This is a genomic window from Pseudomonas artemisiae (assembly GCF_057128685.1).
Window position 1 is genome coordinate 1 of sequence record NZ_JBSKHS010000007.1, and the last position, 23,558, is coordinate 23,558.

Below are 23,558 nucleotides of genomic sequence, written 5' to 3' on the forward strand. Positions count from 1 at the left end.
GCCCAGGGTGGTGAAGATGTCAAAAACCCGGTATCCGGTTAACCGCAAGGCTGCTCCGCTTAAGTGAACAGCATTGCCCGCGGGTGCGGGGCTTTCGGTATTACAACGCACGCATGGCTGTGCGGGGTCAGTCAGGGTTGGAAGGTATCAGTGAGCAACCGCCCCGCTGGCACCCAGGCCAGTTTGTGAGCGAACAAACTGCGGGAAGAACCGTGCACGCTCGTCGATGCCCGCTTGGGACTTGTCGGTGATAGAGAAGAACCAGATCCCTACAAAGGCCACTGTAATAGAGAACAGTGCCGGGTACTCATAGGGGTAGATAGGGGTGGCATGGCCGAGAATCTGCACCCAGATGGTTGGCCCCAGAATCATCAACCCTACCGCCGTGAGCAGCCCCAGCCAGCCGCCGATCATGGCACCACGGGTGGTGAGCTTTTTCCAGTACATCGAAAGCAGCAACACGGGGAAGTTACAGCTGGCGGCGATAGAAAACGCAAGGCCTACCATAAAGGCGATGTTCTGTTTCTCGAACAGGATGCCCAGGCCGATCGCTAGCACCGCCAGTGCGATGGTGGTGATTTTCGACACGCGGATCTCGTCTTTCTCGTTGGCGTTGCCCTTTTTCAATACCGAGGCATAGAGGTCGTGGGAGACCGCCGAGGCACCCGCCAGGGTAAGCCCTGCCACTACCGCCAGAATGGTGGCAAAAGCGACCGCTGAGATAAAGCCTAGGAACACACTACCACCCACCGCGTTGGCCAAGTGTACCGCGGCCATGTTGTTACCACCGAGCAAGGCGCCAGCGGCATCCTTGAAAGCCGGGTTGGTGCTGACCAGCAAGATGGCACCGAAGCCGATGATAAACGTCAAGATATAGAAGTAACCGATGAACCCAGTGGCGTAGAGCACGCTTTTACGGGCTTCCTTGGCATCGCTTACGGTAAAGAAGCGCATCAGGATATGAGGCAGACCCGCGGTGCCGAACATCAGCGCCAAGCCCAGGGAGAAGGCAGAGATTGGGTCTTTCACCAAGCCGCCGGGGCTCATGATGGCCTCGCCCTTGGGGTGCACTTTGATCGCTTCAGAAAAGAGCGTGTTGAAGTCGAAATTCACGTGTTTCATTACCATCAGAGCCATAAAACTGGCACCCGACAGCAACAACACGGCTTTAATGATCTGCACCCAAGTAGTGGCCAGCATGCCGCCGAACAGCACGTACAGGCACATCAAAATGCCCACCAGTACCACGGCGACGGCGTAGTCCAGGCCGAACAACAGCTGGATCAGCTTGCCCGCGCCTACCATCTGCGCGATCAGGTAGAAAGCCACCACCACCAGCGAGCCACAGGCCGACAGGGTGCGGATTTCCTTTTGCTTGAGGCGGTAGGAGGCCACGTCGGCAAAGGTGTACTTGCCCAGGTTGCGCAGGCGCTCGGCGATCAAAAACAGAATGATCGGCCAGCCCACCAAGAAGCCGATGGAGTAGATCAAGCCATCATAACCGGAGGTGAACACCAGGGCAGAAATCCCCAGGAAGGACGCCGCGGACATATAGTCCCCAGCGATCGCCAGGCCATTCTGGAAGCCGGTAATACGTCCGCCAGCGGCGTAATAGTCGGAGGCCGAACGGTTGCGCTTGGACGCCCAGTAGGTGATGCACAGCGTAGCGGCCACGAACACTACGAACATAGCGATGGCCGCCACGTTCAGCGGTTGCTTTTGCACCGCGCCGGAGAGGGCGTCGGCGGCCATGGCCGTAGGGGCCAGGGCCAGGCCGGCCATTATTGCGAGAAGGCCGCGGCTCATTGCTGCACCTCCTTGAGCAAGGCATGGTTCATGGCATCGAACTCGCCATTGGCCCGGCGCACGTAAATGGCCGTCAGCACAAAGGCCGAAAGGATCAGCCCTACGCCGATGGGAATGCCCCAGGTGATGGACGAGCTTGGGCTGAGCTTGGCGCCCAACACCTGCGGCCCGTAGGCGATTAACAGGATAAACGCCGAATAAAGCCCCAACATGATGGCCGAAAGCACCCAGGCGAAGCGCTCTCGTTTGGCTACCAGTTCTTTGAATCGAGGGTTGTTCTGTATCGTGAGGTAAATGCTGTCGTTCATTGTTTTTGTCTCCGCAGCATGGAGTGAGTGGAACATGCCCACTTTAGGGTTCGCTGGGGGGAACAATAGACGACCTTAGTCTAAAGGCGAGTACGCACGATCATTCCCGGGCCGCGCCCGGTCCTACAGGCATACCGTATCTGTAGGACCAGGCGTACGCCTGGGAAGCTCTTTCACGTACAGCCTGAACTTTAAGGCTTGAGGCTCACTGCCCCGTCCACTCGCTTACCCGATCCGGGTGGGCGGTGATCCAGGCCTTGGCGGCAGCGTCAGGTTTCTGGCCGTTCTGGATGGCCAACATCACTTCGCCAATTTCATTGGCATCTTTCCAGCTGAATTTTTTCAGGAAGGCCACCACGTCCGGGGCCTTGCCCTCCAGGCCTTTACTGCCAACGCTGTCCACATGCTCGGCGGCGCCGTATACGCCTTTAGGGTCGTCCAGAAAGCGCAGTTTCCATTTGGCGAACATCCAGTGGGGCACCCAGCCGGTGACCGCGATGGGTTGCTGCTTGTCGTAGGCCCGGCCGAGCTCAGAGGTCATGGCAGCGCCAGAGCTGGCCTGTAACTTGTAGCCCTTGAGGCCATAGTCCTTGATGGCCTGGTCGGTCTTGAGCATCACACCAGAGCCTGCATCGATGCCAACGATCTTCTTGCCAAAACCCTCGTCCGTGGCCAGGTCTGCCACGCTCTTGGCCTTCACGTATTCCGGCACGATCAAGCCGATCTTGGCGTCGTTGAAGTTGGCGCCGTAGTCCACCACTTTGTCTTTGTTCTTTTCCCAGTATTCGCCGTGGGTCACCGGCAACCACGCCGACAGCATCAGGTCCAGCTTACCGGTCGCGATACCCTGCCACATAATCCCGGTGGCGACAGGCATCAGTTTTACGTCATAACCCAGTTTCTGCTTGATCACCTCCGCCGCCACGAAGGTGGTGGCCACGCTGTCAGACCAGCCATCCACATAGCCAACGGTCAGCTCGCTCTTGGCCCAGGTCAAGCCAGAGCCCATGGCCAGCACCAATGCGGCCCCCGCCCCCCATAGTCTTCGCACGTTCATGTTCGCTCCCCCATCAAGGCTATGCCCGGCTGCCCAGGCGACATGTTGTGGTGTGGTGCACAGCGACCTACGCCTGCGCTTTTCAGGCGCTGCGTGGTACCGCGCACAGGGGTCGGCACCCTGCCGACGACCCAATCATCGGCTTCTACACGCCGCTTGCCGGTTCTGCCTGCGACCTGTAGCAGGCGATCCACGACACTACTAGGCCATCAACTCGGTAGGCCCTGCCCGCTCGCCCGTTCCTTGCATGCCGATAGCCACCGCCGAAGCGGCGTGAACAGGTTAAGATCCCCGCTCTTTTTTATCGCCCGGGCTGTTCATGCATTCGTCCGCCTTTCGTGTCTCTCTCGTATACGCCCTGTGCTGTGCGCTAATGCTCGCCGCCTTGGTAGCGTTCTGGTACGCCATGGGCCGGCCGGTGCCGATGGCCGACGCCGTGGCCCCAGGGCAGCGCTTGCAGTGCGCCTCCTATTCGCCCTTCGGCAAGGACCAATCCCCCTTCGACCAGCCCTTGACCATTCGCCAAGGCCAGTTGGAGCAAGACGTAGCGGTGCTTGGCCAGCACTTTAGCTGCCTGCGCACCTACTCCATGACCGGCTTGGAGCAATTGCCCGCCATCGCCCGTGCCCACGGCGTGAAGTTGATGCTCGGCGCCTGGGTCAATAGCAACCCGGCCGACACCCAGAAAGAAATCGACGCCCTAGTGCGCGCCGCCAACGCCAACCCTGACGTCGTGACGGCAGTGATCGTCGGCAACGAAGTGTTGCTGCGCAAGGAAGCCACCGGCGAACGCATGGCGGCATTGATCCGCCAGGTCAAGGCGCGGGTTCAGCAACCGGTGACCTACGCGGACGTGTGGGAGTACTGGGCCCTCTATCCCCAGGTGGCGCCAGAGGTGGACTTTATCACCCTGCACCTGTTGCCCTATTGGGAGGACGTCCCTCACGGCGTGGATACCGCGCTGGCGCATGTACGGGCGATCCATGACGATTTCGCTCAGCGCTTTGCGCCCAAGCCGGTGATGGTGGGCGAAACCGGCTGGCCCAGCCAGGGCAGGCGCCGAGAAACCGCAGAACCCGGGCCTGTGAGCCAGGCGCGCTTCGTGCGTGGCTTCGTTCAGATGGCCGACCGGCTGGGCTGGCGATACAACCTGATCGAAGCCATCGACCAACCCTGGAAGCGTAACAACGAAGGCGCCGTGGGCGGCTACTGGGGGTTGTTCGACGCCGACCGGCATACCAAAGGGGTACTGGCCGGGGCGGTAAGCGATGCCCCCTACTGGCGCGAGGCACTGCTGGCCTCCGTGCTGGTACTGTTGGCGGTGCTGATGCTGGCTGGCCGGCCTCGCTCGGCACGCGGGGCCCTTGCCCTGCCCTGCCTTGGCGCGGTGGCAGGGGCCAGCCTGGCATGCTGGGCTGAGCAAACCCTGGTTGAAGCCCGCTACCTGGGTGAATGGGCCTGGATGATCGGCCTAGGCTTGCTAAGCCTGGCGCTGCTGGCGGATACGGCCATGCGCCTGTGCACGCGGCGCAGGAATCCGCTCGAGCGTTGGGCGCCACTGCTTGCTGTGGCCGCAGGCGTTGCCATGGCCGTAGAAACCCTGTGGATGGTCTTCGACCCGCGCTACCGAGGCTTTGCCACGGCAGGGCTGCTGGTGCCAGTGCTGTGCTTGCTATGGCGCCCGGTACCTCTGCCCTTGCCGACCTTGCGCTTGCTGGCCGTGGTATACGCCATGGGCGTTCCTCTGCAACTGCTGCGCGAAGGCTGGCAAAACCCCTATGCCTGGGGGTGGATCATCCTTACCGCGGTACTGGGGTGGGTGTTTGGCTGGGCGGCCTGGCGGCCACGGCATCCTGCCTGACCATGCGCAGCCCGGCTATCATCGCCGCTACGCCTGCCAGCGAGGCGGTATAGAGCACCAACCCTGGCACAGCCAACGCCAGCCCAGCCACCGCAAGCCCGCGCCCCCGTTTGCCCCTTGGTGCCCAGCTCAGGGCGGCCAATGCCAAGCCGGCCCAAGGCAACACGCCCCAGTGAATCCCCAGGCCCAAGCCTGCCTTGATTTGGCAAGGCAAGCGTTCTGGGGCGGCGGCACATGCCCCTACCCACGCGGTGTGCTCCATCAAACCGTAACGCACGGCATAGGCGCACGCCACCCAGGCCGCCAGTGCCAGTAACCCATACCCGTATTTCATCACTGTGGTCCGTTATGCGCAGGCTGCCACTGTAAATCATGGAGGCGAAGGTTCGCGAGCTGACGCTCACTCCCACATTTGTAGATGCCAGCAAAGCTAGCGAACAGGGCCTTGTACAAAAGGGCATCGCGCCTCTACATGCAGGCGCCTAAAACGGTGTATCGTCTTGCCCCATTCACTACGCTTGGCCGGCTTGGCCGCGTGAAAAAACATTTAAAGGGGTTGGCAACTTGCCACTACGGCGGTTGTCTAGTCAGCATCTCGCCGTCAGGAAACATCACATGCTCCGTTCTTTGCGCCTCGCTGCCTTGTTGGGCGGCCTCGTCATGAGTGCGTTCTCGCTGGCCAAGGATATCGACCCTGCCGGCTATGGTTTCCCGCTGACCAACCCGTTCGAGGCAACAATCGCCTCTACCCCACCGGATTTGCGACCCAAACTTCCGCTGGACGACGACATCGACCAGGCCGATTACACGCTCAATATCCGCCCGGAGCGTGACCTCATCCTGCCGGATAACTTCTGGCCGGTGAAAAAGCTTCGCTATCGCCTGGCCGAACAAGACCACGCTGCCCCGTTGATCTTCTTGATCGCAGGTACCGGCGCCGCCTATAACAGCACCCTGAATGAATACCTGAAAAAGCTGTTCTACCAGGAAGGCTACCATGTGGTGCAGCTGTCCTCGCCCACCAGCTATGACTTCATCAGCGCCGCCTCGCGCTTTGCCACCCCTGGCATCAGCAGTGAAGACGCAGAGGACTTGTATCGGGTGATGCAGGGCGTACGTGCCCAGCACCCCAAGTTGCCAGTAACCGACTACTACCTGACCGGCTACAGCCTGGGCGGCCTGGACGCGGCATTCGTCAGCAAGCTGGACGAAACCCGCCGCAGCTTCAACTTCAAAAAAGTACTGCTGCTCAATCCACCGGTGAACCTGTACACGTCCATCAACAACCTGGACAAACTGACCCAGACGGAAGTAAAGGGCATCAACAACAGCACCACTTTCTATGAACTGGTGCTTAAGAAGCTCACCCGCTACTTCCAGCAAAAAGGCTACATCGACCTCAATGAGGCGTTGCTTTACGACTTCCAGCAGTCCAAGCAGCATTTGTCCAACGAACAGATGGCCATGCTGATCGGCGTATCGTTCCGCTTCTCGGCCGCGGACATCGCCTTTACCTCCGACCTGATCAATCGCCGTGGCTTGATCATTCCGCCCAAATACCCCATTCGCGAGGGCACTAGCCTGACGGACTTCATGCGCCGGGCAATGCAGTGCGACTTCGACTGCTACATGACCGAGCAAGTGATCCCCATGTGGCGCGCCCGTACCGATGGTGGCAGCGTGCTTCAGCTGATTGACCAGGTTAGCTTGTATGGCCTGAAGGACTACCTGCACGACAGCAGCAAGATCGGTGTGATGCATAACGCCGACGACGTGATCCTGGGCCCTGGGGACATTGGCTTCCTACGCAAGACGTTCGGCGACCGGCTGACCCTGTACCCCTATGGCGGTCATTGCGGCAACCTCAACTACCGCGTCAACAGCGACGCTATTCTGGAGTTCTTCCGTGGTTAAACAAGTCCTGCTCATTGCCGCGCTGCTGTGCGCAGGCGTAGCCCAGGCCGATGACGGCCGTGCCGCCACAGACCCGGATGGCTTCAAGGAACCGCTCAAGCAGTTGAAGTTCAACCCTGGCCTGGACCAACGGGAATTCGAGCGCTCCACGCTGAGCGCGCTGAACGTATACGACCCGCTGGAATCCTGGAACCGCCGGGTGTACCACTTCAACTACCGCTTTGACGAATGGGTATTCCTGCCTGTAGTGCGTGGCTATCGTTACGTCACCCCAAGCTTTGTGCGTACCGGGGTCAGCAACTTCTTCAACAACCTGGGGGACGTGAGCAACCTGCTCAACTCCTTGCTGCAGCTTAAGGGCAAGCGCTCGCTGGACATCAGTGGCAGGTTGCTGGTCAACACTACCCTGGGTATCGCCGGGCTGTGGGACCCGGCCACGCACTTCGGCCTGCCACGGCAGAACGAGGACTTCGGCCAAACCCTGGGTCACTACGGCGTACCGGAAGGCCCCTATGTAGTACTGCCGATCTTCGGCCCGTCTAACCTGCGCGACACCACTGGCCTGTTGACGGATTTTGCCGCCGAGTCCCAGATCAACTTCCTCAACGTGTCCGAGGAAAGCAGCCGCCACCCGGAAATTCTTCTGCTGCGCGCGGTGGACCGGCGCTACACCACCAGCTTCCGTTATGGCCAGTTGAACTCGCCGTTCGAGTACGAGAAGGTGCGCTACGTGTACACTGAAGCACGTAAGCTGCAGATCGGCGAATAACGTTAAGGCTTCCTAGCATTTCCCGGGCTTGGCCCGGCTCCGCGGGGCATTGAATCAACCTTGTGGGGCCGGGCCAACGCCCGAGAATAGGCGCCATAGCCCATCGAATCTTTCGATCATTCTCTCCCGAATTACCCATCCATTTATCGCCACAAACGATCTACCATAGGCTTATTCTTTCGCTGGAGTACCCTATGGCCAAGCTACGTCAAGTTCTGAGCCTTCACCACGGCCAAGCCAGCTCCGATGGCGCCGGCGTGCGCCTGACCCGCGTGTTCGGCGGCCCTGGCGTAGAGCGTTTCGACCCCTTTCTGATGCTGGACGAATTCGGCTCCGATAACCCAGACGAGTACATCGCCGGTTTCCCGCCCCACCCACACCGAGGTTTTGAAACGGTGACCTATATGCTCGACGGGCGCATGCGCCATGAAGACCATATGGGCAACGTCGGTTTGCTGGACCGTGGCGCGGTGCAGTGGATGACCGCCGCCCGTGGGGTGATCCACAGCGAGATGCCAGAGCAGGAAGCGGGTCTGATGCGCGGGTTCCAGCTGTGGCTGAACCTGCCCGGTAAAACCAAACTCAGTGACCCGGCCTACCAGGACATTCCTGCTGCGCAGATTCCCCGCCTGATAACCGAAGGCGGCGTGGAGGTAGTGGTCATCGCCGGTACGTTCAGTGACGGCCAGGTAACCCAGGCCGGCGCGGTACAACGGCCTGATACCGAGCCGCTGTACCTGGACCTGCACCTACCGGCCAACGCCGTTGTTAGCCCTCACGTACCTGAAGGCCACTTGGTACTGCTGTACGTGTACGAAGGTAGCCTGGCCCTCCCAGGCCAGCCCCAGCCAGTGAAGGCTGGGCAGTTGGCACGTTTGGGTGACACCGGGGAATTAACCCTGAGCAGTGACACCAGTTGCCGGGTGCTGTTGATCGCTGGCAAACCGCTAAAGGAGCCCATCGTGCAGTACGGCCCCTTTGTGATGAACACCCGTGAGGAAATCGAACAGGCCATGCGCGACTTTCACGCCAACCGCCTTACGTCCTGACCTACCGGGCCTTGCGCGGGTATAGCCTCGGTTCGCCTTCGGGGCGGGACTTGAACCGCCGGTGTGCCCAGAGGTACTGCTCGGGGCACTCCCGTATGGCACCTTCAACCCATTGGTTGATACGCAGGCAGTCCTGGGCTTCGGTTTCAGCCGGGAAATCCTCCAGCGCTGGGTGCACCACCAGTTTGTAGCCGCGGGCGTTATCAAGGCGCACCTGGGTAAAGGGGATTACCCGCGCTTTGCCCAAGCGGGCAAATTTGCTAGTGGCGGTCACGGTGGCGGCAGGAATGCCGAACAGCGGCACAAACAAGCTTTGCTTGGCGCCGTAGTCTTGGTCCGGGGCGTACCAGATAGCCCGCCCTTTGCGCAGCAGCTTGAGCATACCGCGCACGTCTTCACGCTCCACGGCCAGGGCGTCGAGGTTATGCCGCTCGCGCCCGCGCCGCTGGATGTAATCGAACACAGCGTTGCCATGCTCGCGATACATGCCATCGATGGTGTGCCGCTGGCCCAGGAGCGCGGCGCCGATTTCCAGGGTGGTGAAATGGGCGGCCATTAGGATGGCGCCCTCGCCCGCCGCCTGCGCCGCTTGCAGATGTTCTAGCCCTTCGATATGCGCCAATCGCGCCAAGCGAGCCCTGGGCCACCACCAGCTCATGGCCATTTCGAAGAAGGCGATGCCGGTAGAGCGGAAATTTTCTCTGAGCAAGCGCGCGCGCGCTTCCGAACTAGCCTGCGGAAAGCACAACTCCAGGTTACGCGCAGCGATCAAGCGCCGATCGGTGGCGAACGCGCCCATCACCGCGCCTAACAGGCCACCCAGGCGCAGCAGCAAGGGATAGGGCAGCTGAACCGTCAGCCACAACAGCCCCAACCCCAGCCAAAGCGGCCAATAACGGGGGTGAAGGAAGGCGCGGCGAAACTGCGGTCGTTGCATGAAGAATTCCGGAAAAGGCAAAGCCGCGCATTCTACATGGGTTGCGCACGGGTTGCGGCTCGCAAGCGTTCTCGCTATAAGTCACGGCACTTTTCGTACAAGGCGACATTTGCCGACCATGAGCCAACTAGAACCTCAGCAGCAGGAAGCGGTATTCCAACTCAAGGGCAGCATGCTGGCCATTACCGTGCTGGAGCTTGCTCGCTACGACCTCGAGGGCCTCGACCACCAACTGGCCGCCAAGGTCGCTCAAGCACCGAACTTCTTCAGCAATACCCCGTTGGTGCTGGCGCTGGACAAGCTACCCATCAACGAAGGCGCCATCGACCTGCCCGGCCTGATGCGCGTGTGCCGCCACCATGGTCTACGCACCCTGGCCATTCGCGCCTCGCGTATCGAAGACATCGCCGCGGCCATCGCCATCGACCTGCCCGTGCTGCCGCCGTCCAATGCCCGAGAGCGCCCGGTTGAGCCGGTGGAAGAGCGCAAACCGGTGGTGGAAGCGCCGCCGGTGGCGCAAGAACCGCCGCCTCCGCCTCCCATTCAACCCACGCGCGTGATCACCTCGCCAGTGCGCGGAGGGCAGCAGATTTACGCCCAAGGTGGCGACTTGGTCATCATTTCTTCGGTCAGCTCCGGCGCGGAACTTCTGGCCGACGGTAATATCCATGTGTACGGCCCAATGCGCGGGCGTGCCCTGGCAGGCATCAAGGGTGATACCCGGGCGCGCATCTTCTGCCAGCAATTAGGCGCTGAGCTGTTGTCCATCGCCGGCCAGTACAAAGTGGCCGAAGACCTTCGCCGGGACCCGCTCTGGGGCGCGGCGGTACAGGTCAGCCTGAGTACCGATGTGTTGAACATCACCCGTCTTTAACGGATACTGCCGCCATTTTATGCGTAACTTCGCTGGTAGACGCGCATTCACCAGTGTCGTGAAATTCAAAATAAGCACTCGATCTTCATCTTCACGTTTTTGAGGACGCTACGTCCTTTTTCTTTAGGGGTGATACACCTTGGCCAAGATTCTCGTGGTTACTTCCGGCAAGGGTGGTGTGGGTAAAACCACCACCAGCGCAGCCATCGGCACCGGCCTGGCACTGCGCGGCCACAAAACCGTTATCGTCGACTTCGATGTTGGCTTGCGTAACCTGGACCTGATCATGGGCTGCGAACGCCGCGTGGTGTACGATTTCGTCAACGTGGTCAACAACGAAGCGACCCTCAAGCAGGCCCTGATCAAAGACAAGCGCCTTGAAAACCTCTACGTGCTTGCCGCCAGCCAAACCCGTGACAAAGACGCCCTCACCCAAGATGGCGTCGAGAAAGTGCTGAACGAACTCAAGGAAGAATTCGAGTACGTGATCTGCGACTCGCCCGCCGGTATCGAAAAGGGCGCCAGCCTGGCGATGTACTTCGCCGACGAAGCCATCGTGGTCACCAACCCGGAAGTGTCTTCGGTGCGTGACTCTGACCGCATGCTGGGCATTCTGGCGAGCAAATCGCGCCGCGCTGAGTCAGGTGAAGACCCAATCAAAGAACACTTGCTGCTGACCCGCTACAACCCTGAACGCGTTAGCAAGGGCGAAATGCTGGGCGTCGAAGACGTCGAGGAAATCCTCGCCATTCGCCTGCTGGGGGTGATTCCCGAATCTCAGGCAGTGCTTAAGGCCTCCAACCAAGGCGTGCCGGTGATCCTCGACGAGCAAAGCGACGCGGGCCAGGCCTATAGCGACGCGGTTGACCGCCTGTTGGGCAAGGAAGTGGCCCATCGCTTCCTTGACGTGAAGAAAAAAGGCTGGATTGAGCGCCTGTTTGGAGGCCGTTGATGAATATTTTCGACTTCTTTCGGGACCGCAAAAAAGGCAGCACCGCTTCGGTCGCGAAAGAGCGTTTGCAGATTATCGTGGCACACGAGCGGGGCCAACGCAGCGAGCCTGATTACCTCCCGGCCCTGCAAAAAGAGCTGGTTGAAGTGATTCGTAAGTACGTGAGCATCGACAACGACGACGTGCAGGTGGCCTTGGAAAACCAAGGCAGCTGTTCGATCCTGGAATTGAACATCACGCTGCCTGATCGTTAAGCTTCATACCTAGGCAAGATGGCACTACACGCGGCGACCCGGGGCTCAGGCCTCGCGGTCGCCGCTTGCGTTTACAGCACCTGCACGAGACCCACGGCAATGCCCTTGTCCACTATCCGCATCCTCCACCAAGACCCAACCTTCCTGGTCATCGACAAGCCAACCTTGCTGCTGTCCGTGCCTGGCCGAGCGGAAGACAACAAGGACTGCCTGATCACCCGCCTGCAGGAAAACGGCTACCCGGAAGCGCGAATTGTTCACCGGCTGGATTGGGAAACCTCCGGGATCATCCTGCTGGCCAGGGATGCCGACAGCCACCGCGAGCTGTCCCGGCAGTTCCATGATCGGGAAACCGAAAAGGCCTATACAGCCTTGTGCTGGGGGCAGCCGGCCTTGGATAGCGGCAGCATCGACTTGCCCTTGCGTTACGACCCGCCCACCAAGCCCCGCCATGTGGTGGACCACGCCCAGGGCAAACACGCGCTGACCTTTTGGCGTGTGCTGGAACGCCATCCCAAATGGTGCAGAGTGGAGCTTACGCCCGTGACGGGGCGGTCCCATCAATTACGCGTGCACATGCTCAGTATTGGCCATCCGCTGCTGGGGGACGGGCTGTACGCAGAGGATGAAGCCCTGCGGGCCGCCCCTCGGTTGTGCCTGCATGCCAGCATGCTCGCGTTCAGCCACCCCGCCAGTGGCGAGCGCCTGCGTTTCGAATGCCCCGCGCCGTTTTAAGCCCTGCTACGAGCGTTTGCAAGGGGAAATTGGTGTAGGCGCCAGCAAGCTGGGCTGCTACGGACCGTGGCACCCGTACAGCCGGCCTTGGCCGCGACCAAGTCCAGCACGGTAACGCGTCGCACCCGTAGCAGCCGGCCTTGGCCGCGACCAGGTCCAATACAGTGGCGCGGCCAGTCGCCAGCAAGCTGGGCTGCTACCGAGCGGGATGTGGAGTAGACTTCCGGCATTGCTGCCTGGAGTACCTCGATGCGCGACACCCTCAACCAGGGCCTGATTGATTTTCTCAAGGCCTCGCCAACACCCTTTCACGCTACCGCCAGCCTTGCCAAACGTCTGGAAGCCGCCGGTTATCAACGCCTGAACGAACGCGACCATTGGCACACCGTGCCAGGCGGGCGTTATTACCTGACCCGTAACGACTCTTCCCTGATTGCCATTCGCTTAGGCAAGGAGCCGCCGGTCAACGCCGGGCTGCGCCTGGTGGGCGCGCACACCGACAGCCCGTGCCTGCGGGTCAAGCCCCAACCAGAGCTACAACGCCAAGGTTTTTTGCAACTGGGCGTTGAAGTGTACGGTGGCGCCCTGCTCGCCCCCTGGTTCGACCGAGACCTGTCCTTGGCCGGGCGCGTGACCTTCCGCCAAGACGGCCAGGTCGCCAGCCAGTTGGTGGATTTCCGCTTGCCGATCGCGATCATCCCTAACCTGGCCATCCACCTTAACCGTGGGGCCAACGAGGGTTGGGCAATTAACGCCCAGAACGAATTGCCACCCATCCTGGCCCAGGTCGCAGGCAGCGAGCGCTTTGACTTCCGCGCCCTGCTCACCGAGCAACTGGCCAAGGAACACGGTGTGAACGCCGACGTGGTGCTGGACTACGAGCTGAGCTTCTACGACACACAACCGGCGGCGGTCATTGGCTTGAACGAAGACTTTATCGCCGGCGCGCGCCTGGACAACCTGTTGTCGTGCTTCGCCGGGCTGCAAGCCTTGCTGCGGGCTGAAACCGACGAAACCTGCGTGCTGGTGTGCACCGACCACGAAGAAGTGGGCTCCAGTTCTACCTGCGGCGCCGACGGCCCGCTGTTGGAACACACCCTGCAGCGGCTGATGCCAGAAGGCGACGACTATATGCGGGCGATTCAGCGCTCCTTGCTGGTATCGGCCGACAACGCCCACGGCGTGCACCCCAACTACGCCGACAAGCACGACGGCAACCACGGGCCCAAGCTCAATGCCGGGCCGGTGATCAAGGTCAACAGCAACCAGCGTTACGCCACCAACAGCGAAACCGGTGGGTTCTTCCGCCACCTGTGCATGGCCGAAGAAGTGCCAGTGCAAAGCTTTGTGGTACGCAGCGACATGGGCTGCGGCTCGACCATCGGCCCTATCACCGCCAGCCGCCTGGGCGTACGCACGGTGGATATCGGCTTGCCGACCTTCGCCATGCACTCGATCCGGGAGTTGGCCGGTAGCCACGACCTGGCGCACCTGGTCAAGGTGCTGGGCGCCTTCTACGCTGCCCGAGCCCTACCGTGACCGCGCTGGTGTCGAGCCCGACCGCCTGGCGCGCTCGGGCATGGCGCTGGCTGCCCCTATGCTGGCTGCTCTACGCCCTGCTAGCCCTGTGCGGTAACGCTCAGGCCGCGGGCTTGCCGGGCCTGCTAGGCACGCCTGCCAAAACCGAGGCACCGGCCGAGGACCTGAACACGTCCTTAGACCAGGTGATCAGTACCCTGGAGAGCGACGAGCAGCGGGCACGCCTGTTGAGCGAACTCAAACAGCTGCGCAAAGCTACCCACACGGCCAAGCCCACGCCGGAAGAAGGCGTGGTGGGGCTGCTGGGCGGCACCGTGCGCACCCTTGAGCGGCAGTTCACGGGCGAAGACAGCCCCCTCAACCAATGGCTCGAAGAGCTGGCCCTGGCACGGGACGAACTACTGGCCCGGGCCAGCAGCCTAGGCGATCAAGGTGCTGTGCTGGGTGTGTTCGTATTGACCATCCTGGCGTGGGCACTGTTGGCGTACGGGCTGATCTGGCTGAGCCAGCGCATGCGTGAGCGGTTCGGCTTGACCGAAGACCTGCCCCAACACCCGAGCACGCGAGACTTGCTACGCTTTGCCTTGCGCAAGCTCGGCCCCTGGCTGGTTGCGCTGGGGCTGACCCTTGGGGTGGGTTATGCGGCGCCCTCTTCCCTGGGCAAAGACCTCGCGCTGGTAGTGGCCTATGCCTTGGTGGTGGGAACCTGTTTCGCGGCTATTTGCGTGATTGCCTTCTCGTTGCTCGATGGCCCGCACCGCCATAAAGCGCTATATATCCTGCGCAGGCGGGCCTTTCGCCCCATGTGGTTGATCGGCAGCTTCGCCGCCTTTGGCGAGGCCCTGAGCGACCCTCGCCTGGTGGAAGGGCTGGGGATTCACCTGGCCCATACCGGCGCGGCCCTGGCCAACGTGCTGGCGGCGCTGTTCAGCGGGCTGTTCATCCTGCGCTTCAGGCGCCCGGTCGCGCATCTGATCTGCAACCAGCCCCTGAAACGGCGGCTGCACCGCAAGGCCATGACCGATACCTTGGAAGTGCTGGGTACCTACTGGTACATCCCGGCTCTGGTACTGGTGGCGGTCTCACTGGTGGCGACCTTCGTGTCTGCCGGCGATGCCAGCACCGCCTTGCGCCAATCGCTGATCTGCACCGTGCTGCTGGTGCTGTGCATGGTGATCAACGGGCTGATTCGCCGTCAGGCCCACACGCCAAGCAAGCACCCCCGGCGCCAGGAGGCCTATACCGAACGGCTCAAGAGTTTTGCCTACACCCTGGCGCATATTGCCACCTGGGTGGTGTTCGTAGAGCTCGGCCTGCGGGTGTGGGGGCTGTCGGTGATTCGCTTCACCGAAGGCAGCGGCCATGAGTTCACCCTGCGCCTGTTCGGCCTTACCGGCACCCTGATGTTCGCCTGGCTGGTATGGATTCTCGCCGACACGGCCATTCACCACGGCCTGGCGCGCTCACGCAAAGGCGTGGCCAACGCCCGCGCGCAAACCATGATGCCGCTGATTCGCAATGTGCTGTTCGTGACGATATTCGTTATCGCCGGCATCGTGGCCCTGGCCAACATGGGTGTGAACGTAACCCCTCTGCTCGCCGGTGCCGGTGTCATCGGCCTGGCTATCGGCTTTGGCGCGCAATCGCTGGTGGCGGACCTGATCACCGGGTTGTTCATCATCGTTGAGGATTCCCTGGCCATCGACGACTACGTGGATGTGGGCGGTCACCTGGGTACGGTAGAAGGCCTGACCATCCGCACCGTGCGCCTGCGAGACATCGACGGCATCGTACATACCATCCCGTTCAGTGAAATCAAAAGCATCAAGAACTACTCCAGGGAATTCGGCTATGCCATTTTCCGCGTGGCGATCCCACACTCGGTCAGTATCGACGACGCCATCAAGCTGATCCGCGACGTGGGCCAACGGATGCACAGTGACCCTCTATTGCGCCGGGAAATCTGGTCGCCCCTGGAATTCCAGGGCGTAGAAAGCTTCGAGAGTGGCTCGGCGGTGCTGCGCGCGCGCTTTAAAACCGCGCCGCTGAAACAATGGGAGGTGTCCCGGGCGTTCAATCTGTTGCTCAAACGCACCCTGGATGAAGCCGGCCTGGACCTGGCCACGCCGCGCCTGAGCGTGCAGGTGGTACATGGCGGCCCGGCACCCAACGCGGTATAGGGTAAACCGCTAGCCGGCCCACGGGCCCGCTGGGATGGTCTACGCTCAGAGCGAAGCGGCTTGCGCCGGGGCAGACATAAAACTGTCATGCCCCCGCCTTAGATTGGCCTCGCATGCCGCTAACTGCCCCCGCAACCGCCCCCGGAGCCACAGATGACCCAGCAGCCCCCGTTAAAAACCCTGTTTCTGGCTTCACTGTTAGCCGCTGCCTATGCCGTATGCGCGCCTGCCGTGGCCGCCGATGACCTTAAGGCGCTGGAAGCTGCCGCCAAACAAGAGGGGCAAATCAATAGCGTGGGCATGCCCGATGCCTGGGCAAACTGGAAGGGTACCTGGGAAGCCCTCGGCAGCCAGTACGGCCTCAGGCACACCGATACCGACATGAGTTCCGCCCAGGAAGTGGCCAAGTTCGCGGCCGAGAAGAGCAACGCCAGCGCCGATATTGGCGACGTAGGGGCGGCCTTTGGCCCTATCGCCACCAGCCAGGGCGTGACCCAGCCCTATAAGCCCAGCACCTGGACGCAAATACCTGACTGGGCCAAGGACAAAGACGGCCATTGGATGCTGGCGTACACCGGCACCATCGCCTTTATCATCGACAAGCAGCGGGTGAAGGACAGCGACGCGCCCAAGAGCTGGCATGACCTGGAAAAAGGCACCTACAAGGTAGCCATCGGCGATGTGAGCACCGCGGCCCAAGCGGCCAACGGCGTGCTGGCCGCAGCCATCGCCTACAAGGGCGATGAAAGTAACCTGGCCCCAGGCCTTGAGCTGTTTACCAAGCTCGCCCAGGCGGGGCGGCTGTCCATGGCCAACCCCACCATCCAAACCTTGGAAAAAGGTGAGATCGACGTGGGCGTGGTGTGGGACTTCAACGGCCTGAGCTACCGCGACCAGATCGACCCTAAGCGTTTCGATGTGTTGATTCCCTCTGATGGCTCGGTCATCTCTGGCTACACCACCCTGATCAACAAATACGCCCAGCACCCCAACGCGGCCAAGCTGGCGCGGGAATACATTCTCAGCGATGCCGGGCAGATCAACCTTGCCAACGGCTATGCCCGGCCGATTCGCGCCGACCACCTTAAGCTGCCACCGGAGGTAGCCGCCAAGCTGCTGCCGGCCGAGCAATACAAGAACGTCAAACCCATCAATAACGCCAGTGCATGGGAAGCCACCGCCAAAGCGCTGCCCCAGCAGTGGAACGAGCAAGTCATCACTGAGATGCCATGAGGGTCGCGCCTCGGGGCAAGTGGTTGGCAGCAATGGCGGCGCTGCCCTTTGCTTTGTTCTTTATTGCCTTTGAACTGGCCCCGTTAACCTGGGTAGCGTTAAGCAGCCTGCAAGGGCCAGAGGGCTGGGGCCTGGGCAACTTCACTAAGGCCTTCAGCTCGCGCTTCTATCGCCAGGCCATGCAGTTCAGCATGGAAATCAGCCTGTGGTCGAGCGTGCTGGGGCTGTTGATCGCCGCCATAGGGAGCTATTCACTGCGCCAGGTGAACTCGCCCTTGCGCACCTTCGTGACCGCCTTTGCCAATATGACCAGCAACTTCGCCGGCGTGCCCTTGGCCTTTGCGTTTATCATCCTGCTTGGGGCCAGCGGTACCGTCACCCTGCTGCTTAAACAAAGCGGGCTGATGGCCGAATTCAACCTGTATTCGAAAACAGGGTTGATCTTGGTGTACACCTATTTTCAAATCCCCCTAGGGGTGCTGTTGCTTTACCCCGCCTTCGACGCCTTGCGAGACGACTGGCGCGAAGCAGCCGCCCTGTTGGGCGCCAGCACTTGGCATTACTGGCGGCTAGTGGCTCTGCCGGTGCTATTGCCGGCGCTGCTGGGCACTTTCGTGATTTTGCTAGCCAACGCCTTGGGCGCCTACGCTACGGTTTATGCGTTGACCACCGGCAACTTCAACGTACTGCCGATCCGCATCGCCGCCATGGTGGCCGGGGATATTTCCCTGGACCCGAACCTTGCCAGTGCGCTGGCGATCATTCTGGTGATCATGATGGCCCTGGTGACAGCGGTGCATCAGTGGATACTGCGCAGGAGCTACCATGGCCGTCACTAAGCGCGCGGTAGCCCTGTATCACCAGGCCGTGGTGTGGTTGTTGTTTATGATCCTGTTACTGCCCTTGGCCGGCACCCTGCTCTATTCGTTGGCTACGCAGTGGTCCACCCTGCTGCCCAGTGGGCTGACCCTCAAATGGTATATCGCGCTGTGGGGCGACCCGCGTTTTCTGCAGGCATTCGGGCATTCGCTGCTGATCTGCGTCGGCGCGCTGGCCTTGGCAGTGGTGTTGATCCTGCCACTGCTGTTCGTGGTGCATTACTACTTTCCGCGCCTGGATGGGCTGATGAACATTTTGATCCTGCTACCCTTTGCGGTGCCGCCGGTAGTGTCGTCGGTCGGCCTGTTGCAGCTGTACGGGGATGGCCCGCTGACCATGGTGGGCACGCCTTGGATACTGATGGGCTGCTACTTCACGGTGGCCCTGCCTTTTATGTACCGCGCCATCACCAACAACCTGCACGCCCTGAACCTGAGGGACCTGATGGACGCGGCACAGCTGCTAGGCGCCAGCCCCTGGCAGGCGGCCTGGCGCGTGGTACTGCCCAACCTGCGCAAAGGCCTGTTGGTGGCGCTGCTGCTGTCGTTCTCGTTCCTGTTCGGCGAGTTCGTGTTCGCCAACCTGCTGGTCGGTACCCGTTACGAAACCCTTCAGGTGTACCTGAACAACATGCGCAACAGCAGTGGCCATTTCAACAGCGCCTTGGTGATCTCGTATTTCTTCTTCGTGCTGGTGATGACCTGGGTCGCCATGCGCCTGAACAAGGACACCCCGTGACATGAGTTTTCTCAGCGTGCGCGGCCTGCGCAAGGACTTCGGCGCCACTCAGGTGTTCGCCAACATCAACTTCAACATCGCCCAAGGCGAATTCGTGACCCTGCTGGGGCCCTCGGGTTGCGGCAAGTCCACGCTGCTGCGCTGCATCGCCGGGCTGACCGCGGTGGACACTGGCAGCATACAGCTCGATGGCCAGAACCTGATCCCCCTGCCCCCGCAAAAGCGCGATATCGGCATGGTGTTCCAAAGCTATGCGCTGTTCCCGAACATGACCGTGGAGCAAAACGTAGCCTTTGGTTTGCGCATGCAGAAGGTCAGTACCCACGCCTGCCGCGAGCGAGTGCGCGAGGCCATGGAGATGGTCGAGCTGCAGGCAATGGCCGAGCGCTACCCTCATCAGTTGTCCGGCGGGCAATGCCAGCGAGTCGCCCTGGCGCGTTCCCTGGTCACTCGGCCACGGTTGTTGTTACTGGACGAGCCGTTGTCGGCCCTGGATGCACGCATCCGCAAGCATCTACGCGAGCAAATCCGCGGCATTCAGCAGGCCCTTGGTTTGACCACGGTGTTCGTCACCCACGATCAGGAAGAGGCCCTGACCCTGAGTGACCGCATCTTCCTGATGAACAAGGGGCAGATTGTCCAGAGCGGCGATGCCCAGAGCCTGTATACCACCCCCGAAAGTGCCTTCGCGGCAGGGTTTATAGGCAATTACAACCTGCTGGATGCCGACAGTGCCAGCCGGTTACTGCAACGCCCCTTCAGCGCAAGCCAGGCCATTCGCCCCGAGGCCATCGAACTTGAAGTGGAACCGCAAGGCCCGGGGGAGATTCTTAGCCATAGCCTGCTAGGCAACGTGATTCGTTACCGCGTTCGCGCCCAAGGCGTGGAGCTGTGGGTGGACGTACTTAACCGCAGCGCCGATGACCTGCACCCCAAGGGCACGCGGGTGCGCCTGCACATTGCCGCGGGCGCGGTGCGCGAAGTCGCCTGAACCAAGGAGAACCCTGTAATGCCCCTGGCCATATTTGACCTGGATGACACCCTGATCGACGGCGATTGCGCATCGCTGTGGAACGCGCAGATGGCTCGGCTGAGCTGGGTGGACCGTGACAGTTTTATGCGGCGCGACGAGCAATTCCTCCAGGCCTACAACCAGGGCGAGCTGGACATGGCTCAGTACATGGCTTTCACCCTGGAGCCGTTGCTGGGCCGCACCGAAGAGGAAGTGGCGCACTTGGTAGAGCCTTGGGTAGAAGAGGTCATCGAGCCGTTGATCTTCAGTAATGCCACCCGCTGCATCGCCGCTCACCGCGCCTCTGGCGATCGCGTGCTGGTCATTTCAGCCTCGGGCATGCACCTGGTACAGCCCATCGCCGCGCGTATCGGCATTGACGAAGTGCTGGCGGTCGAGTTGGACGTATCCCATGGCGCCTATAATGGCCAAACCCGCGGCGTGCTCACTTACCAGGAAGGTAAAGTGACCCGCCTACTGGAATGGCTGGAAGCCGAAGGCGAAACCCTGGAGGGCGCGGCCTTTTACTCGGATTCGCGCAACGACCTGCCGCTATTGCAGCGCGTGGCCCGCCCCCACACCGTAAACCCAGACCCTGTGCTGCGTGCCCATGCCGAACAGGCCGGCTGGCCTGTCTTGAGCTGGCGCTAAGCGCTTTTGTTTTTCGCCCCTTCGCCAGCTTCGTTGCCTCCTACACCTGTGTTTCAAGGACTGACCCATGACAACGCCCAACGATAAAGTAGCAACGATACACACCATCAGAACCGGCCCAGGCAGCGTGCTATTGGACCTCACCGGCGACGATGACGGTGCCGCGGCCATTACCCTGCTGCCTGACGGCAAAATCCTGGTAGGGGGTTACAGCTACTACCCTATCGCGGGTTACTCAGGCTCACCGGGCGATGAAAGCCGCGCCAGCCGCGCTGATTACTCACTGGTGCGCCTTAACGCCGATGGCAGCCTGGACACCAGCTTTGGCCATCGTGGGGTCGATCTGGTGCCGGCGAGGATCGACAGCGAGGCCGACACTGACTTGGTGAAGGCCGTGCAAGCCGACGGCAAAGTGGTGTCTGCCCAGTCTGGCCGTGGAGGCTTCACGGTGCAGCGGTTCAATACAGATGGCAGCCTGGATACCACCTTTGGAAACGCCGGCGCCATCATTGTCGATACCCCTACCAAGTTCGACGGCGGCGTGTCCCTCACGACCAATCCAGACGGCACCCTGTACCTGAGCCTTCGGGGAGATACCGCAGCCACCGTGACCAAGTTCGACAGCAGCGGCAACCTGGTCAAGGCTTTTGGCGAGGACGGCCAGTTGACCCTCAGCCCTAAGGGTGAAGACTATGTCAACGGCAACATTTCCACTAACGTACAGCCCGACGGCAGCGTGTTCATCGGCAGCTGGCTCTACGAAAAACTTGTAGACGCCAATGGCAAGCCTATCAGTGGGTTGGTAGACCCGTCGTACGCCATCGAGCGCCTGCGCGCGGACGGCACTCCTGATACGCGCTTTGGTGACAAGGGTGTGGTGTATATCGACAAGGCTCTGGTCGACACTTACTACTCGCAGCTCACCGTGCAGCCCGATGGCAAGATCCTCCTGGTAGGCGACAGTGATAGAAACCACACCGCCAACATCCTGCGGTTGAACGCCGATGGGTCCATGGACACCCGCTTTGGCACAGGCGGCGTAGTCTCCTTCGACGTTACCCCGAATGGTTCCAACACGGCCAGCTCCGTTCTCGTGCAGCCTGATGGCAAGATTCTGGTCGTAGGCTCCAGTTCGCTGTACACCAGCAATTCGGATTTCGGCATTATCCGCCTGAACCCGGACGGCAGCCTGGATAGCAGCTTTGGTAGCCGAGATGGCCAGCAGCATGTAGACGGTTTCAGTGACCCGGATTTCCTTCGAGGCGGTGATTTCGCCGAGATCATTCGGGGCCATGCTGGTGATGACTTGCTACAAGGTAATGGCGGTCGTGATGTACTGATCGGTGGCGAAGGTGCGGACATCATCCGTTTTACGCAGATTAGCGACAGCTACCGCACTAAGACGGAAACCAGCAGCGACCGTATTCTGGACTTCAATCCCTCCCAAGACCGTATCGACCTGATCGCGTTGGGTTTCACCGGCATTGGTGACGGCCATAAAGGCACCCTGGCGATACAGGCCAACGCCGAAGGCACCCGTACCTACCTCAAGAGCCTGGACGCTGATGCCACCGGGCACCGGTTCGAGCTGGCCTTCGATGGCGATTTGGTCAGTCAACTGAACAGCACCAATTTGGTGTTTACCCCGCCCACGGTAGAGGGCACCTCAGGCAGGGATATCCTCACCGGCGCTGCGCTGTCGGAAATCATTCGTGGCGGGGCAGGCAATGATGATATCAACGGTGGCATCGGCGCTGACGTCATTTGGGGTGGCGAAGGCGCCGACCGGTTAAACGGTGGCGACCCGGCCCAGGCTAACCTTTACACCCCTACCTATCAGAACTCAGACACCTTCCTGTATACCTCGATCAATGACAGTTACCGCACCGCCAGCCAGAGCTTCGTTGACTTGATCGTCGACTTCGCCGACCGCAGCGACAAAATCGACGTCTCGGCGTTGGGGTACACCGGGTTTGGAGATGGCACTGGAACTACCCTTAAGGTGGTCTACGCCTATCCCGCAGACCGTACCTACATCAAGGACTTGGACGCAGACGCTCAGGGTCACAGGTTCGAAATCGCCCTGACTGGCGACTGGGAAGACGAACTGGATGAAAGCAACATGATCTTCGCCCCGGCGGCCGCGGAAGTGACCCTGATTGGGGTTGCCGATGCTAGTCATGAGCAGTTACAGGGTTAAGTAAAAGGTAGATGCTTTGCCAGGAGCGAGCGCAGCTCGCGAACACGGTGGCTTGTCAATCGCCGAAGTGGCCTGTAACACCGCGTTCGCCAGCTTTGCTGGCTCTCATCAAACAAAACATAACGCTTTGATTTAAAAAACTAAGATCACACTGCTTTAACTAGCGCTATGCGCGTTGGACGGCGAAGCCGTCCCCGTGCACAGGACTCACAGACGCCGCGGCCTGCGCCTCGGATCGGCCGAGTGCAGGTGCGGCGTAGTTGGGCGTCCGCCAGGGATGGCGGGCGAGCGGCGCCAGGGCAGGGATGCCCTGTCGACGCGCCCCAGCGGGAGCCGGGCCGGAAGGAGGGAACCCCCGCCACAGGCGGGGGCCGACCGTAAAGCGCTAATGGTTTTCCCCCTTTTGCCGAAACAAACGGGGCCGGCCTTCCGGGGGGGGGTCGCCGTAAAGGCGAAACCAGACGGTAGCGCCACCGCGCAGCAGGATATGCACGCCATGGCTAGGCCAATTATTTGCTTTGCGCCAAGACGGTTGGCTCGGGTTTCCAGCCTTTGGATGTCGATCATCCGCCAGCTTCGCTTGCTCCTACACGGAGCCAATGCTTTTCAG

21 protein-coding genes are annotated in these 23,558 nt (G+C 61.0%); 16 read left to right on the forward strand and 5 right to left on the reverse strand.

Translation table 11 applies throughout. The annotated features are described in order from the left end of the window. Positions 1–147: 147 nt before the first annotated feature. The 3 genes from ACWKV4_RS10045 to ACWKV4_RS10055 form a co-directional block, all read right to left on the reverse strand. Positions 148–1,806, reverse strand: coding sequence for a cation acetate symporter (locus tag ACWKV4_RS10045; RefSeq protein WP_483831931.1), 1,659 nt, complete (start codon positions 1,804–1,806; stop codon positions 148–150). Then, the gene (locus ACWKV4_RS10050) at positions 1,803–2,114 is read right to left on the reverse strand and encodes a DUF485 domain-containing protein (RefSeq protein ID WP_483831932.1); all 312 of its coding nucleotides are present in this window, start codon (positions 2,112–2,114) and stop codon (positions 1,803–1,805) included. Before ACWKV4_RS10050 ends, ACWKV4_RS10045 begins: the two co-directional genes overlap by 4 nt. A gap of 205 nt (positions 2,115–2,319) precedes the next feature. Next, positions 2,320–3,171, reverse strand: a complete 852-nt coding sequence (locus ACWKV4_RS10055; protein ID WP_483831933.1) for a glycine betaine ABC transporter substrate-binding protein — start codon at positions 3,169–3,171, stop codon at positions 2,320–2,322. A 319-nt stretch (positions 3,172–3,490) separates the two neighbouring features. Here ACWKV4_RS10055 and ACWKV4_RS10060 point away from each other — a divergent pair, with 319 nt between their 5' ends. Continuing rightward, the gene (locus tag ACWKV4_RS10060) at positions 3,491–5,032 is read left to right on the forward strand and encodes a glycoside hydrolase family 17 protein (protein ID WP_483831934.1); all 1,542 of its coding nucleotides are present in this window, start codon (positions 3,491–3,493) and stop codon (positions 5,030–5,032) included. Here ACWKV4_RS10060 and ACWKV4_RS10065 read toward each other — a convergent pair. Then, complete coding sequence (locus tag ACWKV4_RS10065) at positions 4,971–5,366, reverse strand: hypothetical protein (protein WP_483831935.1); 396 nt, start codon at positions 5,364–5,366, stop codon at positions 4,971–4,973. The genes ACWKV4_RS10060 and ACWKV4_RS10065 overlap by 62 nt on opposite strands. Positions 5,367–5,647: 281 nt before the next feature. Between ACWKV4_RS10065 and ACWKV4_RS10070 the strand changes: the two genes are divergently transcribed. The 3 genes from ACWKV4_RS10070 to ACWKV4_RS10080 all read left to right on the forward strand — a co-directional run bounded on the left by ACWKV4_RS10070 (position 5,648) and on the right by ACWKV4_RS10080 (position 8,764). Continuing rightward, on the forward strand, positions 5,648–6,946 hold the full coding sequence (locus ACWKV4_RS10070) for an alpha/beta fold hydrolase family protein (RefSeq protein WP_483831936.1): 1,299 nt from the start codon (positions 5,648–5,650) through the stop codon (positions 6,944–6,946). Next, the gene (locus ACWKV4_RS10075) at positions 6,939–7,715 is read left to right on the forward strand and encodes an MlaA family lipoprotein (RefSeq protein ID WP_483831937.1); all 777 of its coding nucleotides are present in this window, start codon (positions 6,939–6,941) and stop codon (positions 7,713–7,715) included. Before ACWKV4_RS10070 ends, ACWKV4_RS10075 begins: the two co-directional genes overlap by 8 nt. 194 nt (positions 7,716–7,909) lie before the next feature. After that, positions 7,910–8,764, forward strand: a complete 855-nt coding sequence (locus ACWKV4_RS10080) for a pirin family protein (RefSeq protein ID WP_483831938.1) — start codon at positions 7,910–7,912, stop codon at positions 8,762–8,764. Position 8,765: 1 nt separating this feature from the next. Here the strand turns inward: ACWKV4_RS10080 and ACWKV4_RS10085 are convergent, their stop codons facing one another. After that, positions 8,766–9,701, reverse strand: a complete 936-nt coding sequence (locus ACWKV4_RS10085) for a lipid A biosynthesis lauroyl acyltransferase (RefSeq protein ID WP_483831939.1) — start codon at positions 9,699–9,701, stop codon at positions 8,766–8,768. 118 nt (positions 9,702–9,819) lie between these two features. On the opposite strand from ACWKV4_RS10085, the gene minC reads away from it, so the two are divergent. The 12 genes from minC (at position 9,820) to ACWKV4_RS10145 (ending at position 22,948) form a co-directional block, all read left to right on the forward strand. Next, complete coding sequence (gene minC, locus ACWKV4_RS10090; protein WP_483831940.1) at positions 9,820–10,575, forward strand: septum site-determining protein MinC; 756 nt, start codon at positions 9,820–9,822, stop codon at positions 10,573–10,575. 139 nt (positions 10,576–10,714) lie between these two features. Then, positions 10,715–11,527, forward strand: coding sequence for a septum site-determining protein MinD (minD, locus tag ACWKV4_RS10095; RefSeq protein ID WP_483831941.1), 813 nt, complete (start codon positions 10,715–10,717; stop codon positions 11,525–11,527). Beyond that, a complete protein-coding gene (gene minE / locus ACWKV4_RS10100) occupies positions 11,527–11,781 on the forward strand; it encodes a cell division topological specificity factor MinE (protein WP_483831942.1) in 255 nt (84 codons plus the stop codon). Before minD ends, minE begins: the two co-directional genes overlap by 1 nt. Positions 11,782–11,880: 99 nt before the next feature. Continuing rightward, a complete protein-coding gene (locus ACWKV4_RS10105) occupies positions 11,881–12,516 on the forward strand; it encodes an RluA family pseudouridine synthase (protein WP_483831943.1) in 636 nt (211 codons plus the stop codon). Positions 12,517–12,765: 249 nt separating this feature from the next. Continuing rightward, positions 12,766–14,055, forward strand: coding sequence for a M18 family aminopeptidase (locus tag ACWKV4_RS10110; protein WP_483831944.1), 1,290 nt, complete (start codon positions 12,766–12,768; stop codon positions 14,053–14,055). A gap of 5 nt (positions 14,056–14,060) precedes the next feature. Next, complete coding sequence (locus tag ACWKV4_RS10115) at positions 14,061–16,235, forward strand: mechanosensitive ion channel family protein (RefSeq protein WP_483832118.1); 2,175 nt, start codon at positions 14,061–14,063, stop codon at positions 16,233–16,235. Between the two features lie 153 nt (positions 16,236–16,388). Continuing rightward, positions 16,389–17,468, forward strand: a complete 1,080-nt coding sequence (locus ACWKV4_RS10120; RefSeq protein ID WP_483831945.1) for an ABC transporter substrate-binding protein — start codon at positions 16,389–16,391, stop codon at positions 17,466–17,468. Next, positions 17,465–18,307: an ABC transporter permease gene (locus ACWKV4_RS10125; RefSeq protein WP_483831946.1), complete on the forward strand. Its 843-nt coding sequence runs from the start codon at positions 17,465–17,467 to the stop codon at positions 18,305–18,307. The genes ACWKV4_RS10120 and ACWKV4_RS10125 overlap by 4 nt, the downstream gene beginning before the upstream one ends. Beyond that, positions 18,294–19,085, forward strand: coding sequence for an ABC transporter permease (locus tag ACWKV4_RS10130; protein ID WP_483831947.1), 792 nt, complete (start codon positions 18,294–18,296; stop codon positions 19,083–19,085). Before ACWKV4_RS10125 ends, ACWKV4_RS10130 begins: the two co-directional genes overlap by 14 nt. Before the next feature lies 1 nt (position 19,086). Continuing rightward, positions 19,087–20,076 (forward strand): ABC transporter ATP-binding protein, encoded by a 990-nt coding sequence (locus ACWKV4_RS10135; protein ID WP_483831948.1) that lies wholly within the window; start codon positions 19,087–19,089, stop codon positions 20,074–20,076. Positions 20,077–20,094: 18 nt separating this feature from the next. Continuing rightward, on the forward strand, positions 20,095–20,748 hold the full coding sequence (locus tag ACWKV4_RS10140) for an HAD family hydrolase (protein ID WP_483831949.1): 654 nt from the start codon (positions 20,095–20,097) through the stop codon (positions 20,746–20,748). A 67-nt stretch (positions 20,749–20,815) separates the two neighbouring features. Further along, entirely contained in the window at positions 20,816–22,948 is a 2,133-nt protein-coding gene (locus tag ACWKV4_RS10145) for a M10 family metallopeptidase C-terminal domain-containing protein (protein WP_483831950.1), read from the forward strand. Positions 22,949–23,558 lie beyond the last annotated feature (610 nt).

What these genes read in the sequence shown, in the direction of transcription:
- ACWKV4_RS10045 (WP_483831931.1), bottom strand. Translation starts at nt 1,806, where the DNA reads ATGAGCCGCGGCCTTCTCGCAATAATGGCCGGCCTGGCCCTGGCCCCT.
- ACWKV4_RS10050 (WP_483831932.1), bottom strand. Translation starts at nt 2,114, where the DNA reads ATGAACGACAGCATTTACCTCACGATACAGAACAACCCTCGATTCAAA.
- ACWKV4_RS10055 (WP_483831933.1), bottom strand. Translation starts at nt 3,171, where the DNA reads ATGAACGTGCGAAGACTATGGGGGGCGGGGGCCGCATTGGTGCTGGCC.
- ACWKV4_RS10060 (WP_483831934.1), top strand. Translation starts at nt 3,491, where the DNA reads ATGCATTCGTCCGCCTTTCGTGTCTCTCTCGTATACGCCCTGTGCTGT.
- ACWKV4_RS10065 (WP_483831935.1), bottom strand. Translation starts at nt 5,366, where the DNA reads ATGAAATACGGGTATGGGTTACTGGCACTGGCGGCCTGGGTGGCGTGC.
- ACWKV4_RS10070 (WP_483831936.1), top strand. Translation starts at nt 5,648, where the DNA reads ATGCTCCGTTCTTTGCGCCTCGCTGCCTTGTTGGGCGGCCTCGTCATG.
- ACWKV4_RS10080 (WP_483831938.1), top strand. Translation starts at nt 7,910, where the DNA reads ATGGCCAAGCTACGTCAAGTTCTGAGCCTTCACCACGGCCAAGCCAGC.
- ACWKV4_RS10085 (WP_483831939.1), bottom strand. Translation starts at nt 9,701, where the DNA reads ATGCAACGACCGCAGTTTCGCCGCGCCTTCCTTCACCCCCGTTATTGG.
- minC (WP_483831940.1), top strand. Translation starts at nt 9,820, where the DNA reads ATGAGCCAACTAGAACCTCAGCAGCAGGAAGCGGTATTCCAACTCAAG.
- minE (WP_483831942.1), top strand. Translation starts at nt 11,527, where the DNA reads ATGAATATTTTCGACTTCTTTCGGGACCGCAAAAAAGGCAGCACCGCT.
- ACWKV4_RS10105 (WP_483831943.1), top strand. Translation starts at nt 11,881, where the DNA reads ATGCCCTTGTCCACTATCCGCATCCTCCACCAAGACCCAACCTTCCTG.
- ACWKV4_RS10110 (WP_483831944.1), top strand. Translation starts at nt 12,766, where the DNA reads ATGCGCGACACCCTCAACCAGGGCCTGATTGATTTTCTCAAGGCCTCG.
- ACWKV4_RS10120 (WP_483831945.1), top strand. Translation starts at nt 16,389, where the DNA reads ATGACCCAGCAGCCCCCGTTAAAAACCCTGTTTCTGGCTTCACTGTTA.
- ACWKV4_RS10125 (WP_483831946.1), top strand. Translation starts at nt 17,465, where the DNA reads ATGAGGGTCGCGCCTCGGGGCAAGTGGTTGGCAGCAATGGCGGCGCTG.
- ACWKV4_RS10130 (WP_483831947.1), top strand. Translation starts at nt 18,294, where the DNA reads ATGGCCGTCACTAAGCGCGCGGTAGCCCTGTATCACCAGGCCGTGGTG.
- ACWKV4_RS10135 (WP_483831948.1), top strand. Translation starts at nt 19,087, where the DNA reads ATGAGTTTTCTCAGCGTGCGCGGCCTGCGCAAGGACTTCGGCGCCACT.
- ACWKV4_RS10140 (WP_483831949.1), top strand. Translation starts at nt 20,095, where the DNA reads ATGCCCCTGGCCATATTTGACCTGGATGACACCCTGATCGACGGCGAT.
- ACWKV4_RS10145 (WP_483831950.1), top strand. Translation starts at nt 20,816, where the DNA reads ATGACAACGCCCAACGATAAAGTAGCAACGATACACACCATCAGAACC.